Here is a 15,268-nt window from a genome sequence, read left to right on the forward strand (position 1 = left end):
CTCACTCCGGGCTGTAACGGCTCGCGGCCTCACGCGCTCGCGCGTCCTCCAGTCGTCGCCGGATCTCGGCGCGGTGCTCCCGGTCGCGCCGGGCCCGCTCGAGCGCCTCGGCGCGGGCCGCGGAGTCGAGGCGGGACAGCAGGGCCCGGGCGTTGCGCTCGTCCTCGCGGGCGGGCAGCTGCCCGTTCCACAGCAGGAAGGTCCGCGCCGCCTCCTCGCGCCGCTCGGCCTCCTCGACCCACCGTGACGGGTCGACGACCGCGGCCAGGCGCATCGACAGGGTCACCAGCGCCCGGTCGAAGCGGTCCTCGCGCAGCGCGGTCGAGAACGGTCCGGCCAGCTCCTGCGAGGCGACCAGCCACAGGACGACCCCGGCTCCCTGACGCGCCACCGTCTTCCCGGTCGCGGCCACCCGACGGGTGGCCGCGAGGAACCGTCCCTCGGAGGTGTCGAGCACGTCCCCGGCCAGCGCGACGATGTCGACGGCGTCGTCGAGGAACCACGACGGGGTCGTCGAGATCCGGGCCATCACCTCGTCGACCGACGGCCCGGGGGCCAACCCGCTCCAGGCGTCGTCGAGCTCCTCGTCGAGCCAGGCCTCGAACAGCTCCTCGTCAGCCACGGGTCGCTCCTTGGGGGTTGTAGGTGGCGATCCGGGCGGCGAGCGCCGCGCACGCCGCGGGCGCCTGAGCCACGTCCGGGATCTCGGCGACGTCGTAGCCGAGCCGCTCGGCCTGCTCGCGCGACTGCCCGCGCCAGTGTCCGATGATCATCAGCGACCCGGTGTCGATCACGCGCCGCACCGCGGGGGCGACGTCGGCGTACTCCTCCTGGCCGCGGCCCAGGAACGTGTCGAGCCCGGCGTCGGAGAGGACGACGAGGTGCCGCTGCCCGTCCTTCGGCCGTGGGACATCGGGGTAGCGGGCACGCAGGAGGTCCAGGGGAAAGGTCGTGCCGCCGCCGAAGAAGGTGGTCAGCTGGCGCATGATCTCGACCCGGTCGCGGGTGTAGGTGCTGTCGCCGGCGACCTGGCCGGCCGAGCTCCACGAGGTGACCCGCACGCGTCCGCCGCCGCGCAGCACCGAGAGGGACAGGATCGTCCCGGCGACGATCGCGGCCGAACCGCGCTGCGGGTGCGTCATGGAACCCGAGGAGTCGAGGTAGAGGTCGAGCAGCACCGGCTCGACCGCGGTCTCGGGCTCGTCCGCGATGAACGTACGCCGCCGGGTGGTCACTCCCGGCACGAACACCGCACCCGTGGTGAGCGTCGCCGGCCAGTCCAGCTCGGCCAGGTCGTCGCCGAGCTCCCACTCCTCGAGCGGACCGGGGATCGCCGGGCCGGCGGGAGCGAGCCCGCGCTGCACCAGGGGAGCGACGTGCGGACGGGCCTCGGCCTCGTACCAGGCCGCCATCACCGCGTTCGGGTCGGCGCCGGCCATCAGCTCCAGCGTCCGGGCCAGCCCGAGGGCCTGCCCGCTGCCGTCGGAACCGCCGCTGGCGTCGCCTTCGGCGACGACCACCTCGGCGTCATCCGGGTGGACCAGCGGCTTCTGCAGCCGCGGGTCGCCGATCGCCCCGGCGAGCTCGGCCGCGCTGGGCGCGCCCGGTGAGTCCTCGTGACATCCGGTCCCCTGGAAGCCGAGCAGCAGGTAGGGCACCATCACCATCGCCCACGGCACCGCGCCACTGACCGGGTCGGCGGCGAGCGTACGCACCACGTCGGCCACCGTCGTCGCGTCATGAGCCGGGTCGAGCCCTGCTCGCGGGTCGTACTCGAGGTCGGCGAGATCACGCGCCCGCTGCTCCACCTCGCGCTGAGCTCGCCACCGGTCCGCGCGCTCCTTGGGCAAGCGCTTGCGACGTTGGTTCTGGACCTGCTGCCGGAGGCGGTGGATCTCCTGCTCGTAGGCCGCTCTCCATCCCATCGGCGGCTCGGGCCACGCGAGCGAGCCCTCGGGGAGCCGCCAGAGCAGCTCGTAGGCCCGCTGCACCACCCACCACAGCACGTTGTCGTCGGCGCCGCGCAGCCCCTTGGCCAGCGCGGGTGCGGCGAGGGCCCGAGTGAGCAGCACCATGTCGGGGGTGTCGTCCGGAGCGAGCCGGGCGCGCTGCAGCTGCACCACCCGGTCGTTGATCAGCATGTCGGACCACAGGTTGGCGCAGAACCCGCTCGCGGCGGCCAGGTCGAGGCGGTGCTGCCGGTCGTAGAGATCGATCACCCGCGCCATCTGCTGACGGATCTTCAGGGAGTCGACCCGGGTGCTCGGGGAGAGCACGTGGTGGCCGATCTCGTGGGCGAAGACGCTGGTCAGATGGCCTTCTCCGCCGTGGCGGGCGAGCTCGCCGGGATCGACGTTGACCTCCGGCGGAAACCCGAACCAGGCGAAGCTGCCCTCGTCGGAGCGGGTGTGCACGACCGGGTCGTGAAGGTCCACGCCCCACAGGTCCAGGGCCTCGTCCCAGGCCTCGCGCTCGGCCGCGGTCGGCGCTCTCATGCGGCCTCCCGCACGACCTCGAGCAGGTAGGACGTGGACACGCTGACCACCCGGACCCCGGCGGTGCCGGTGCCGGAATCCGCAGGCTCCTCGCCGGCCAGGGAGACCGAGTGGCCGAACAGGTCGGCGTCGACCTGCCACAGCTCCTCGCCGACCTCGACCAGCCACCGCCCCTCACCCGCCGTGATCACGTCACCCGGGTGCGCCAGCCACGGCCCGCCGAGCCCCGCGAACCCACCGATCCTGGCCAGGAGATAGGCCCTCCCGAGGTTCTGCCAGGCGGGCCAGAAGAACCGGTCCGTACGCTGCCCCTCGACGAACCCGGCCACCTCGGTGCCCGGCATCCCGAGCGTCGCGCCGACCGCGTCGGTCAGCCCGGCGTCCGCGAGGTCGGCGACCGCGCGGAGCGCGTCCGTACGCAGCCCGATCACGCCTGCTCGCCACGCCGCGACTGCGGCGAGATCCTGGAGGGTCGCCGGATCGTTCACCGAGGTAGCTCGGTGAGCATTCGCAGATGGAGCCGCCAGCCCGGCGGCCAGGAAGGCGGCGTACAGGCCCTGATCTCCGCCCCAGCGAGCGACGTTCGCGGCAGCGAGATCGAGATCGAGACCTGGCACGGCCGGCAACGACGCCGCACCGAGCCGGACCGAGGCGTTCACCGAGTGTCCAGGACGTCGGATCATGAGCCCTCCAGCCAGTGGAGGTAGTTGGAGTAGCGCTGGTGGAGATACTTCAGCGCGACCAGGTCGTCGTAGTCGCGACCGTAGATCTTGCCGACCTTGGAGATCCGGCCGACCTCCGACTCGATCCGGGTCAGCCGCTGCGAGACGGTCAGCCGGTCGAGCCCGTCCAGGCCGCCGCCGAGCTCGGCGAGCAGGTCGCCGACCGGGTCGGAGCCGTCGAGGCCGAGCGCGACGAACTGCTTCATCGCGGTGTCGAAGAGGTCGAGGAGCCAGGATGCCGGGTCGTGGGCGAGCTCCTTGTCGCCGGCCTCGAAGCGCGGGTGCTGCGGGTTGGGCAGCAGCTTCCCGCGGAGCACGAACGGCACCATCGCGCGCACGTCGTCGAGCCCGACGGTCGAGGCGCCGCGGAACCACGCCGACGCCTTGGCGTACAGGATCAGGGTCTGCAGGGCCCGCACGGAGAGGCCGTTGAGCGTCTGGGCGCCCAGGTCGACGACCAGGTCGGCGCCGGAGTTGGCGTCGATGACCGCGCTCACGTCGCCGCCGGCGGTGGCCACGACGTCCTTGGTGCGGTACTCGAAGCGGCGCCCGCCGTGCTGGACGAACTCGAACTGCCCCGTGAAGTACTCCAGCCTCCGGCGTACGTCCGCGGGCAGCGGCACCGCCCGGATCGCGGCCAGCATCGTGGTCTGCTCGTCGGCGGAGAAGACCAGCGAGGACGGCACGTGCTCCTCCGGCCGCTCACCGGCCTCGACCCGGGTGACCAGCTCGTCGAAGAAGCGGCCGTTGAAGCCGAAGGCCTGCACGGTGATGTCGAGCCGGTCCTTGAGGGCCTGGATGACCTGGAAGGTGCCACCGCCGGCGTCGTCGTTGGCGGTGAAGAACCAGCTCTCCACGCCCGCCTCCGGCGCGGTCCGGCGCAGCTGGTCGTGGCTCTCCACATAGCCCTCGGCGACCATCGTGAGCAGCGCGGACTGGGTCTTGGTGGGGATGCGGTTGTACTCGTCGACGATCTTGACGCACCTGGTCAGCCACGACTTCCAGGCGATCGTGATCTCCGCCAGCGAGCCCGCGGCGACGAGGTCGCGCGGCAGCGGCAGCCCGACCAGGTCCGAGACGGTCAGCTGCGGCTGCCCCTGCTGCAGGTGGCGGCGTACGTCCTGCGGGGTCTCCCCGGACAGCACCCCCATCAGCACCGCGAGCGTCGTCTTCCCGCGCCCCGGCCCACCGACCATCAGACACTTCCCGCCGACCGCGAAGGTGAGCAGCGGCAGCAGCACGTTGGAGGAGTAGGCCGGCTGGGTCGGCAGCGTGATCTCCGCGCCGGCGTCGCCGAGCGGGAACCGGTTGGCCTTCGCGGCATCGAACTCGACGTCGTAGAACGGCGAGATCACCGCCTTGTTGACCAGCCAGAAGTACGTCCGCCGCAGCTTCTCGTCCAGCGCCACGGTCTCGTCCGGGGACCGGAAGAGGTCGGCGGCGGTGAGCCCGTCGCGCGGCCCGCCGTGCTGGACGTGAGGCACGGTCGGCGAGGCCGACGTCTTCTGCCATCGATCGCTGTGACGCTCGCTCATCTACCCAGCTCCTCCAGTGACGGGCCGATCCGGTTGCCTCGCCCCAGGAGCGGCTCGAGGAAGTCCTTGGTCGTGGCGAGCCGCTCGGCCACGCTGCCGCGGACCTCGACCCACGGCACCGGCTGCTCGACCAGCACCTCGCGGAACCGCTCCTGCATCCGGTGCCGGACGTGCTCACCGTCGCGCATCCCATCCTGCACGAACGGGATCTCGTCGCCGGTCAGGACATAGGCGACCGGCCGGTGCTGCGCGGCGCGGTCGACCAGGTGGGCAGGGGTCGGGCCGACGTAGCGCTCGTGCCACAGCGTCGTCGCCAGCACGTCGGTGTCGCAGACCAGGACCGGCCTCGGCACTCGGCGCCGGGCGGCGTCCTCCCAGCCGATCTGCCGGTCCACGATCAGGTCGAACTCGTCGCTGCGCCACGGGGTGAACAGGCCGCCGGGGCGGAGCTCCGACCAGAGCCTTCCGTATTCCGGGACGCAGTGAGTGCCCAGCTCGACCGCCAGTTTCGAAGCCAGCGTCGTGGTGCCGGTCGACTCCGCGCCGAGCACCACGACCCGCTCGGTGAGCCAGGCGCGGACCGGCGCCGGCAGCTCGGCCCAGTGGGCGGTCGGGTCGCGACGGATCGCCGTCCCGGACACGGAGTTGAACGCTCGCCCAGGGTCGACCTGGACCCAGGTCGCGTCCAGCCGCCGGGCGAGCTCCTCGCCGTAGGCGTCGGCGGAAAAGACCGCGTCGACCGGCGCCGGGAGCAGGTCCGAGATCACGACCATGTGCTCGTCCCAGGCGGCCGGGTCGTCGAAGTCGACCCGGGCCTCGTCCATCGCGGCCACCACGTGCGCGGTCGGGTGCTCCTCGCGCAGCCACTCCGCGCGCACCTCGAGCGGGATGGTCTCCACCTGCGAGCCGAGGAGCTCGACGGTGACCCGGTCGCACGCCCGCAGGGCCGCGCGGATGAGCGCCTGGTGGCCGGCGTGGAACGGGTAGAACTTCCCGAGCACCAGACCGTGCCGGTAGATCTTGTCAGACACCGACGACCTCCGGCTCACGCGGCGCGACCAGCACCCGGCGCCAGTCCCGCAGCGCGACCAGGACGATCCCGCAGAAGCCGAGATAGAGCACCGCGGTCGGCCACAGCCCCTTGGAGGCGTACAGGCCGACGGAGACGACATCGACGGCCAGCCAGACCAGCCAGCTCTGCCACCAGCGCCGGTTGAGCATGATCTGCGCGATCACGCTGCCCGCGGTCACCGAGGCGTCGGGCAGCTCGGTCGTGGAGTCGGTGAAGGCGTGCAGGACGTACGCGATCGCCGCCAGCGCCACCACGAACCCCAGCGCCAGGAGCAGCAGCGTACGGGCCGAGGCGGTCCCGACGAACGCCTCGTCGCGGCGCAGCAGCGCCTCCGACTCGCGTCGCCGGGCCAGCGACCAGTCGACCCAGCCGGTCACCGAGAGCACCATGAACATGATCTGCAGCGCCGCGTCGGCGTAGAGCGCGCTCTCGGCGAAGACGACCAGGTAGAGCGCGGTGTTCGCGATCCCGACCGGATAGGTCCACATGCTCCGCCGCGCCGCCAGGATCACGCACGCCGCCCCGGTGACGACCCCCGCGATCTCGACCCAGTGCGCCACCCACCAACTCTGCATGGCCGAACCTTAAAGGACGGGAAGGGCCCGGATGCTCGGGTTGAGCATCCGGGCCCCTCGCAGGTGGGACGAGGTCAGCGACCGACCGCCGCCTTGGCGTTCACGATGCCGCTGCCGTAGAAGCCGTTCGGCGCGTCGCCACCCTCACAGGTGTGGGTGGAGGTGGCCGTCGTGCCGTTGGGCAGGTGGCGTACGTAGGTGAAGTCGGCCGGCACCGGGCAGGCCTTGTCGGTGGCCGACTTGCGCAGGATCTTCTCGACCGTACGCGGCGAGAGGGTCTTGCCGGAGCGGTCGTGGTGTCCGTACTTGCCGACGATCAGCGCGGCCACACCAGCGGCGTGCGGGGAGGCCATCGAGGTGCCCTGCAGGTACTGGTAGTAGGAGCACTCGCCGCTGGAGCAGTCCGCGACCGCCCACGGCACCAGGACCTCGCCGGTCGCCGGGTCGATCGCACCCTCGGCCACGCCCAGGTCGTAGGGGTAGGCGGCCAGGATGGTGGCGGCGTAGTCGCGCGTGCCGTCGGCCGTGTCGTACGCATCCCCACCAGGCGCCGCGACGTCGACGAAGCCGTTGCCGTAGCTGGAGTAGTAGGACTTGCGCTCGGACGGACCGGTGGCGCTGACCGCGATGACCCCGTTGCCCTCGGTGGGCATCGAGACGCACGACTCCGGGTCGAGCAGGTCACGGACGTAGGCGGCCTCGCCGGGCTCGCTGGCGTAGTCGGGGCTGCTCGCGTCGGTCTGCGGCTTGGTGTAGTCGATCGCCTGGTTGCCGGCGGCGGCGACCAGGGTCACGCCGTGGCCGCGGGCGTAGTCGAGGGCACGCTGCATCGCGGTGATGATCGTGACCTGCTCGGCCTGGTCCGCGGGGGAGTCGGCCGGGTGGTTGGTGCAGTTGAACAGCCACGGGTCGACGTAGTAGCTCATGTTGACCACGTCGATGCCGTTGCGGCCGGCGTAGGTCAGCGCGTCGACGGACGGCTGCAGGAAGAAGTAGCCGGAGTCCTGGCCGGCGCGCAGGTTGACGATGTCGGCCTGCGGGGCGACACCGGAGATGCCGATGCCGTTGACCGGCGAGGCGATGGTCGAGGCGACGTGGGTGCCGTGGCCGTTCTCGTCGACGTCGGCCGCGTCCTCACAGGAGGCGTCGGGCTCGTCCTCGCACGGACCGTCGACCGTGGCGCCGTTGGCGTCGACCGGGATGTCGGTGGTGAAGTTGCGGCTCAGCCTCGCGTCGAAGTTGGGCGCGATGTCGGGGTGCGACCCGTCGACACCGGTGTCCAGGATGCCGACGCGGACACCCTTGCCGCGCTCGGTCTTGTTGGCCGCCGCGGCGTCGATCTGGTCCATGTCCCACTGCAGACCGGAGAGCGGCTCGGTCTTGCCCTTGGGCTTCGGCGCCTTGGGCGCGGTGCCCTTGCTGCCGCGGAACTCGGTCTCGACCTTCGACACGTCCTGCTTGCGGGCCTTGCTCGCCGCGTCAGGGGTCGTGGCGCCCACGATCCTGTCCTGGGCCGCGCCGACGAGGGCACTCGAGGCGTTGGCCGCCTCGGCGAAGTCCTCACCTGCGGTGACCGTCGCGACTCCGATGTCACTGTTCTCCGAGACGATCTCGCCCCCCGCGGCCTTCACCGCGGCACGGGCGCTGGCGGCCGAGGATCCCTCGGCATATGCCACGACATAGCGGACCTCCTGGTCGGAGGTGGCGTTGCCCGAGTTCGCCATGACGAGGGTGCCGGTGACCCCCAGCGCGACGGCGGCCGCGCCTGTCAACAACCTACGCATGCTGTCTCCATTCCCGATTCGGTGGTCGAGATTGTCGGGACCACCCCTGCCGTGGCCCTTGTCGGCTCGACAGTGCGCCCCAGCATGCCCTAGTCGGCATCTGGTCGAACAGGGTTTGGGAGCAGCATCCACCCATAATTAGGTTTGTGAGTGAGTGCTCACTCACTTACACTGACCGACGTGGACGAACGACGCACCCGGGCCAAGCCGATTCCCGCAGCCGACCGGCGCGCCGCGATCATCGCGGCGACCGAGACGCTGCTGATCGAGCACGGCACGGCGACGACGACCAGGCTCATCGCCGAGGCGGCCGGAGTCGCCGAAGGCACGATCTTCCGGCACTTCCGCGACAAGCGGGAGCTCTACCGGGCCGTGGCCGAGAACGTCTTCGACCCGGCCAGGGGCGGCGACTCCATGGCGGAGGTGGTCGAGGGCAAGGCCGACATCGAGGACAAGCTCCGTGCCGTCATCGACCTGCTCGCCGCGACGTCGCAGCGCGGCCTCCTCGTGATGATGGCGGTGCGCTCGGCCGTGATGGAGGAGCCGGACCCCGAGGGCGTACGTCATCCGCCCGGTCCGCCGACGTTCCTGGTCGAGGCCAACAAGGCCCTCATCGACAACCTGACGAGGCTCGTCTTCGAGCCGCACGAGAACGAGCTGCGGCTGCCGCCGCGCAAGGCCGCGCAGGTGCTGCGCAGCCTCACGATCGGGGCCTGGCTCCCCGGTCTGAACCGAACGAACCAGCCGTTGAGCAGCGAGGACGTCATCGACGTGCTGCTCGGCGGGATTCTTGTCGAGCACAGCCCCATCGAGCACAGCCTGACCAGAGGGAATGACTGAATGCTTCTCCGACTCCTGCGGGACTACCTGCTCCCGTACAAGAGATTCCTGGTCGTCATCGCGATCCTGCAGCTCTTCTCGACCTCGGCCTTCATGCTGCTGCCCAGCCTGAACGCCGACATCATCGACAAGGGCGTGGCCGAGGGCGACACCGCTTACATCCTCAAGATCGGCGCGATCATGCTCGGTGTCGCGCTCGTGCAGATCCTCGCCTCGATCGTCAGCGTCTACTTCGCCGCCCGCAGCTCGATGAGCTTCGGCCGCGACCTGCGGGCGGCGATCTTCGCGAAGGTCGGCTCCTTCAGCGCTCGCGAGGTCGGCCGCTTCGGCGCCCCGTCGCTGATCACCCGGACCACGAACGACGTCCAGCAGGTCCAGATGCTCGCCGTGCTCACCTGCACCCTCGCGGTGATGGTGCCGATGATGATGGTCGGCGGTGTCGCGATGGCGATCCGCGTGGACGCCGGGCTCTCCTGGCTGCTCGCGGTCGTCATCCCGGTGCTGCTCATCTCCATGACCGTGGTCGTGCGCGGCATGGTCCCCAACTTCCGCAAGGTGCAGGAGCGGATCGACGCGGTCAACCGCATCCTGCGCGAGCAGATCACCGGCATCCGGGTGATCCGCGCGTTCGTCCGCGAGCGTCAGGAGACCGAGCGCTTCGCGCAGGCCAACGACGAGCTCACCGACGTCGCGCTGCGGGCCGGGCGCTGGATGTCGACGATGTTCCCGCTGATGATGCTGGTCATCAACGTCGCCAGCGTCGCGGTGATCTGGTTCGGCGGCATCCGGGTCGACGACGGGTTGATGCAGGTCGGCCCGCTGACCGCCTTCCTGCAGTACCTGATGCAGATCCTGATGTCGATCATGATGGGCACCTTCATGCTGATGCAGGTGCCGCGCGCCGCCGTCTGCGCCGACCGGATCGCCGAGGTCCTCGACACCGAGACCAGCGTGATCCCACCGGCGGCGGGGGTCACCGAGATCTCCCGGCACGGGTACGTCGACCTGACCGGCGCCGGCTTCACCTACCCCGGCGCGGACCACCCCGTCCTCCACGACCTCACCTTCGAGGCCCGGCCCGGGCAGACCGTCGCCATCATCGGCTCCACCGGCGCCGGCAAGACGACCCTCCTGGGTCTCATCCCGCGGCTCTTCGACGCGACGGCCGGCGTCGTCCGCGTCGGTGGGATCGACGTACGCGACCTCGACCCCGCCACCCTGCGCAGCTCTCTCGGGCTGGTCCCGCAGAAGGCCTTCCTCTTCACCGGCACCATCCGCTCCAACCTGCTCCACGGCAAGCCGGACGCCACCGACGAGGAGCTCTGGCACGCGCTGGACGTCGCCCAGGCAAGGGACTTCGTGGAGCGGATGGCCCCGGAGGACGGCACCGGCCTCGACGCCGAGATCGACCAGGGCGGCACCAACGTCTCCGGTGGCCAGCGGCAACGCCTCGCGATCGCCCGCGCGCTGGTGCGTCGTCCTGACATCTACCTGTTCGACGACTCCTTCTCGGCGCTCGACGTCGCCACCGACGCCCGGCTCCGCGCCGCGCTCGCCCCCGAGACCCGCAACGCCACGGTCATCGTGGTCGCCCAGCGCGTCTCCACCATCCGCGACGCCGACAAGATCCTCGTGCTCGAGGACGGCGCCATCGTCGGCGAGGGCACCCACGAGGAGCTCCTCGCCGGCAACGCGACCTACCAGGAGATCGTCTCCTCCCAGCTCAGCGCAGAGGAGGCCGCGGCATGAGCGACCAGAAGGCCGGCCAGAACGGCCAGATGAAGAAGACCGAGCGGATCGTACGTCCCCAGGGCGGCCCCGGCCCGATGGGCGCGGGCGGCGCGGTGGGGGACAAGGCGATGAACTTCGTCCCCTCGGCGAAACGTCTCCTGAGGAGGATGGCGCCCTACCGGATCCACGCCTTCGCCACGATCGGCCTGGCCGCGATCAGCGTCACCCTGATGTCGCTGGGACCGTGGCTGCTGGGCAAGGCGACCAACATCATCTTCGGTGGTGTCTTCTCCCGGCAGCTGCCGGCGGGGGTCACCCAGGAGGAGGCCGTCGAGGGCCTGCGCGCCCAGGGTGACGACAAGCTCGCCGACATGCTCTCCGGGATGGACTACGTCACCCCGGGCCAGGGGGTCGACTTCGACGCCCTGCGCAGCGCGCTGCTCGTCGTGCTCGTGGTCTATCTGGTCGCCTCGCTGCTCTCGTTCGTCCAGGGCTGGATCCTCAACTCCGTCGTCCAGGGCACCGTGAAGGGCCTGCGCGAGGATGTCGAGAAGAAGGTCCACAGCGTCCCGCTGTCCTACTTCGACAAGCAGCCGCGAGGCGAGCTGCTCAGCCGGGTCACCAACGACATCGACAACATCAGCCAGACCCTGCAGCAGACCTTCAGCCAGGTGCTGACCGCTCTGTTCACGCTGGTCACCGTCTTGTTCATGATGTTCTGGATCAGCCCGGTGCTGGCCCTGATCGCGCTGCTCGCGGTGCCGGTCTCGCTGGTGGTGACCAGCGCGGTGATGAAGCGGTCGCAGGGCCAGTTCGTGGCCCAGTGGCGTCACACCGGCAAGCTCAACGGTCACATCGAGGAGACCTTCTCCGGTCATGACCTGGTCAAGGTCTTCGGGCGTCAGGAGGAGGTCGAGAAGACCTTCGCGGAGGAGAACGACAAGCTCTTCGCGGCGTCCTTCAAGGCCCAGTTCATCAGCGGGATCCTGATGCCGCTGATGATGTTCGTGGGCAACCTGATGTTCGTGGTGGTCTGCGTGGTCGGGTCGCTCCGCGTCGCCAGCGGAGCGCTGAGCCTGGGGGAGCTGCAGGCCTTCATCCAGTACTCGCGCCAGTTCACCCAGCCCATCACCACCCTGGCCTCGATGATGAACCTGCTCCAGTCGGGCGTGGCCTCGGCCGAGCGCGTCTTCGAGCTCCTCGACGCCGAAGAGGAGTCGGCCGAGGCCGATGCCCCGCGCATGGGCGCCGACGGCGCCGGCGAGGTCCGCTTCGAGCACGTGAGCTTCTCCTACGACAAGGACAAGCCCCTCATCCAGGATCTCTCCCTGGTGGCTCGTCCGGGGCAGACCGTCGCGATCGTCGGTCCCACCGGGGCCGGCAAGACCACCCTGGTCAACCTGATCATGAGGTTCTACGAGCTCGACGGCGGCCGGATCACCCTCGACGGCGTCGACATCGCCTCGATCCCGCGGTCCGACCTGCGCGAACGCACCGGCATGGTCCTCCAGGACACCTGGCTCTTCGAGGGCACGATCCGCGACAACATCCGCTACGGCCGACCGGACGCGACCGAGGAGGAGCTCCTCGAGGCGGCCCGGGCGACGTACGTCGACAGGTTCGTGCACTCGCTCCCCGACGGCTACGACACCCTGATCACCGACCAGGGCGGCAACCTCTCGGCGGGCGAGCGGCAGCTGGTCACCATCGCGCGGGCCTTCCTCGCCGAGCCCTCGCTGCTGATCCTCGACGAGGCCACCTCCTCGGTCGACACCCGCACCGAGCTGCTCCTGCAGCACGCCATGGCGGCGCTGCGCTCGGACCGTACGTCCTTCGTGATCGCCCACCGGCTCTCCACGATCCGCGACGCGGACCTGATCCTGGTCATGCGCGACGGCGCGATCGTCGAGCAGGGCAACCACGCCGAGCTGCTCGAGGCCGACGGGGCGTACGCCGAGCTCTATCAGTCGCAGTTCAGCCACCCGGTCGTCGAGGAGGAGCCCGCGACGGCATGAGATAAACCCTTTGAACCCTGCCCGCCCCGACGTCTACCGTTGAGGCACACGGGAAAGGAGGTGATCCGATCAGATGAAGAACGATTGGATGCGTGAGGTGGCTGCTCGCTAGCAGCCCTCCAACCATGGATGGGGAGCTGGCAATCCAACGGCAGCCACCCGACCCGCAGGCGTACCGGACTCATCCACCGGGTCGGCCACCTGGCCCGCCTGCGGGTCGCCCCGTTTTCGGACAGCGGCCCGGCACCCGCGACAAGTTGTGTTTAACAACTAAACCGACGTACATTGGTTGACGATATTCAACCAGTTTCACGTGAGAGCCGAGTCCACACTTGTCAGAGTCCCAGCAGTCCTCGCAGGCCGTCGCGGCGCCGCAGATGACCCACCGTCAGATCATGGAGGTCCTCTCGGGCCTTCTGATGGCGCTCTTCGTCGCCATGCTGTCCAGCACCTCGGTCGCCAACGCGCTGCCGCGGATCGTCACCGACCTCGACGGCACCCAGGGCGGCTACACCTGGATCGTCGTCTCGAGCATGCTGGCGATGACCGCGACCACGCCGATCTGGGGCAAGCTCGCCGACCTCTACAACAAGAAGGTCCTGGTCCAGGTCGCGCTCGGCCTCTTCATCGTCGGCTCGGCGATCTGCGGGCTGGCCCCGTCGATGCCCGTGATCATCACTGGTCGTGTCATCGCCGGCCTCGGCATGGGCGGCATCGTCGCGCTGATCCAGGTGATCATCGCGATGATCGTCTCCCCACGTGAGCGCGGCCGCTACTCCGGCTACATCGGTGCCGTCTTCGCGCTCGCCACCGTCATCGGCCCGCTCGTGGGCGGCGTGATCGTCGACTCCCCGGTCGGCTGGCCGGGCGTCTTCTACGTCGGCGTGCCGTTCGCGGTGGTCGCCTTCGTCCTGCTGCAGAAGACCCTGCACCTCCCGCACGTACGCCGCGAGGTCAGCATCGACTACCTCGGCGCGTTCCTGCTGGTCGCCGGCGTCTCCACGCTGCTGATCTGGGTCACCCTCGGCGGCGACTCCTTCGCGTGGACCTCGCCGATGTCGTACGCCCTGGTCGCCGGCAGCGTCGTCGTGCTGGCCCTCGCGATCCTGGTCGAGGGCAGGTTCGCCAAGGAGCCGATCATCCCGCTGCGTCTCTTCCGCGACCGCACGATGATCCTCTCCACCCTCGCCTCGTTCTTCGTCGGTGCCGGGATGTTCGGCGCGACGGTCTACCTGCAGCAGTACTTCCAGACCGCTCGCGGGATGACGCCGACCCACGCCGGCCTGATGTCGATCTGCATGGTGCTCGGGCTCTCCGGTGCGGGCATGGTCACCGGCCGCCTGATCAGCTCCACCGGACGCTGGAAGCGCTACCTGGTCTTCGGCGGCATCATGCTGCCGATCGGGCTCTACCTGCTCAGCACGATCGACGAGCACACCAACCTCGCCCTGGTCGGCGCCTTCATGGCCGTCGTCGGGCTCGGCGTCGGCGCCACCAACCAGAACCTCGTCCTCGCGGTGCAGAACAACCTCGACAACAAGGACATGGGTGCGGGCTCCTCGGTCGTCGCCTTCTTCCGGTCGATGGGCGGCTCGATGGGCATCGCCGCGCTCGGTGCGGTGCTCTCCCACCGGGTCGAGGACGTCATCACCGACGGCATCCCCGCGCTGGTGGCCAGCGGAAAGGTCACCCCCGAGGAGCTCCAGAGCCTGCAGAGCGGCGGGCTCGCCGACCCGGCGAGCATGCCGAGCGCGATGCAGGCCCTCTACGAGCACGCCTTCGCCGTCGCCACCGCCGATCTCTTCCTGGTGGCCATCCCGTGCGCGGTCATCGCGCTGGTGGCGATCCTGGGTATCAAGGAGGTCCCGCTCAAGACTACGATCAAGGACCTCGCCGACGATGAGATCGCTCCTGAGGTCGCCGCGGAGCTCGAGGCGGGGGGAGCGGGCCGGAGATGACAGGGATGACAGCCATGGACGACGCCGCCCGGGGCGAGCAGCTCGACGACGGCCCTCGCGCCGAGTCGCTCAGCCGGCTCGAGTCCGAGGTCGGTGTGCTCGTGTGGAGGGCCAAGCGGGCCATGAAGGCACGCGGCCGGATGCTCCACCCGGACCTTCCGCCCGGCGGCTACATGATGCTGACCTGGATCGCCGAGCGTGGTCCGGTGCGCGCCTCCGCGCTGGTCGACGGGCTCGGGATCGACAAGGGAGCGGTCAGCCGGATGGTGCAGGCCATGATCGACCTGGGCCTGCTCGAGCGTCACCCCGACCCCGAGGACGGGCGCGCCAGCCTGGTCTCGGTGACGGCCGAGGCCCGGGACGGGCTCGACCGGGTGACCCGGGAGCGTCGCGTACGTTTCAACGACCGGCTGGCCGACTGGAGTCCCGACGACATCGACCGGCTCAGCGCTATGCTTTCCAGATACAACGAAGCCCTAGAACGCCAGGGCTCCTAGGGGATCGCGCAGCGATGATCTCTCCTGCAGGCCGACTTCGCTCG

Annotated in this window: 12 protein-coding genes; 5 read left to right on the plus strand and 7 right to left on the minus strand. The window is 70.0% G+C overall.

The genetic code is table 11. The annotated features are described in order from the left end of the window. Position 1 precedes the first annotated feature (1 nt). The 7 genes from ACZ6WN_RS03730 to ACZ6WN_RS03760 all read right to left on the minus strand — a co-directional run bounded on the left by ACZ6WN_RS03730 (position 2) and on the right by ACZ6WN_RS03760 (position 8,183). Positions 2–622 carry a hypothetical protein gene (locus ACZ6WN_RS03730; RefSeq protein WP_465862779.1) on the minus strand — a complete coding sequence of 207 codons (621 nt, stop codon included), beginning with the start codon at positions 620–622 and terminating at the stop codon, positions 2–4. Next, a complete protein-coding gene (locus ACZ6WN_RS03735; RefSeq protein WP_465862780.1) occupies positions 615–2,495 on the minus strand; it encodes a hypothetical protein in 1,881 nt (626 codons plus the stop codon). The genes ACZ6WN_RS03730 and ACZ6WN_RS03735 overlap by 8 nt, the downstream gene beginning before the upstream one ends. Beyond that, positions 2,492–3,178 carry a hypothetical protein gene (locus tag ACZ6WN_RS03740; RefSeq protein WP_465862781.1) on the minus strand — a complete coding sequence of 229 codons (687 nt, stop codon included), beginning with the start codon at positions 3,176–3,178 and terminating at the stop codon, positions 2,492–2,494. The genes ACZ6WN_RS03735 and ACZ6WN_RS03740 overlap by 4 nt, the downstream gene beginning before the upstream one ends. Next, positions 3,175–4,752, minus strand: a complete 1,578-nt coding sequence (locus tag ACZ6WN_RS03745; RefSeq protein WP_465862782.1) for a MoxR family ATPase — start codon at positions 4,750–4,752, stop codon at positions 3,175–3,177. Before ACZ6WN_RS03745 ends, ACZ6WN_RS03740 begins: the two co-directional genes overlap by 4 nt. Next, positions 4,749–5,783, minus strand: coding sequence for an AAA family ATPase (locus ACZ6WN_RS03750; protein ID WP_465862783.1), 1,035 nt, complete (start codon positions 5,781–5,783; stop codon positions 4,749–4,751). The genes ACZ6WN_RS03745 and ACZ6WN_RS03750 overlap by 4 nt, the downstream gene beginning before the upstream one ends. Next, positions 5,776–6,399, minus strand: a complete 624-nt coding sequence (gene pnuC, locus ACZ6WN_RS03755; protein ID WP_465862784.1) for a nicotinamide riboside transporter PnuC — start codon at positions 6,397–6,399, stop codon at positions 5,776–5,778. The genes ACZ6WN_RS03750 and pnuC overlap by 8 nt, the downstream gene beginning before the upstream one ends. Positions 6,400–6,473: 74 nt before the next feature. Further along, a complete protein-coding gene (locus tag ACZ6WN_RS03760) occupies positions 6,474–8,183 on the minus strand; it encodes a S8 family peptidase (protein ID WP_465862785.1) in 1,710 nt (569 codons plus the stop codon). Positions 8,184–8,363: 180 nt separating this feature from the next. On the opposite strand from ACZ6WN_RS03760, the gene ACZ6WN_RS03765 reads away from it, so the two are divergent. The 5 genes from ACZ6WN_RS03765 to ACZ6WN_RS03785 all read left to right on the plus strand — a co-directional run bounded on the left by ACZ6WN_RS03765 (position 8,364) and on the right by ACZ6WN_RS03785 (position 15,224). Beyond that, the gene (locus tag ACZ6WN_RS03765; protein WP_465862786.1) at positions 8,364–9,023 is read left to right on the plus strand and encodes a TetR/AcrR family transcriptional regulator; all 660 of its coding nucleotides are present in this window, start codon (positions 8,364–8,366) and stop codon (positions 9,021–9,023) included. Next, complete coding sequence (locus ACZ6WN_RS03770; RefSeq protein WP_465862787.1) at positions 9,024–10,772, plus strand: ABC transporter ATP-binding protein; 1,749 nt, start codon at positions 9,024–9,026, stop codon at positions 10,770–10,772. Beyond that, positions 10,769–12,769 carry an ABC transporter ATP-binding protein gene (locus ACZ6WN_RS03775; RefSeq protein WP_465862789.1) on the plus strand — a complete coding sequence of 667 codons (2,001 nt, stop codon included), beginning with the start codon at positions 10,769–10,771 and terminating at the stop codon, positions 12,767–12,769. The genes ACZ6WN_RS03770 and ACZ6WN_RS03775 overlap by 4 nt, the downstream gene beginning before the upstream one ends. A 332-nt stretch (positions 12,770–13,101) precedes the next feature. After that, positions 13,102–14,727, plus strand: coding sequence for an MDR family MFS transporter (locus tag ACZ6WN_RS03780; protein ID WP_465862791.1), 1,626 nt, complete (start codon positions 13,102–13,104; stop codon positions 14,725–14,727). Positions 14,728–14,732: 5 nt separating this feature from the next. Continuing rightward, the gene (locus ACZ6WN_RS03785) at positions 14,733–15,224 is read left to right on the plus strand and encodes a MarR family winged helix-turn-helix transcriptional regulator (protein ID WP_465862792.1); all 492 of its coding nucleotides are present in this window, start codon (positions 14,733–14,735) and stop codon (positions 15,222–15,224) included. Positions 15,225–15,268: the final 44 nt, after the last annotated feature.

It is taken from the genome of Nocardioides sp. NPDC054178 (genome assembly GCF_055585005.1).

Excerpts from the sequence above, each read along its gene's own strand:
- ACZ6WN_RS03735 (WP_465862780.1), bottom strand. The coding sequence starts at position 2,495 with ATGAGAGCGCCGACCGCGGCCGAGCGCGAGGCCTGGGACGAGGCCCTG.
- ACZ6WN_RS03745 (WP_465862782.1), bottom strand. The coding sequence starts at position 4,752 with ATGAGCGAGCGTCACAGCGATCGATGGCAGAAGACGTCGGCCTCGCCG.
- ACZ6WN_RS03740 (WP_465862781.1), bottom strand. The coding sequence starts at position 3,178 with ATGATCCGACGTCCTGGACACTCGGTGAACGCCTCGGTCCGGCTCGGT.
- ACZ6WN_RS03785 (WP_465862792.1), top strand. The coding sequence starts at position 14,733 with ATGACAGCCATGGACGACGCCGCCCGGGGCGAGCAGCTCGACGACGGC.
- ACZ6WN_RS03770 (WP_465862787.1), top strand. The coding sequence starts at position 9,024 with ATGCTTCTCCGACTCCTGCGGGACTACCTGCTCCCGTACAAGAGATTC.
- ACZ6WN_RS03760 (WP_465862785.1), bottom strand. The coding sequence starts at position 8,183 with ATGCGTAGGTTGTTGACAGGCGCGGCCGCCGTCGCGCTGGGGGTCACC.
- ACZ6WN_RS03775 (WP_465862789.1), top strand. The coding sequence starts at position 10,769 with ATGAGCGACCAGAAGGCCGGCCAGAACGGCCAGATGAAGAAGACCGAG.
- pnuC (WP_465862784.1), bottom strand. The coding sequence starts at position 6,399 with ATGCAGAGTTGGTGGGTGGCGCACTGGGTCGAGATCGCGGGGGTCGTC.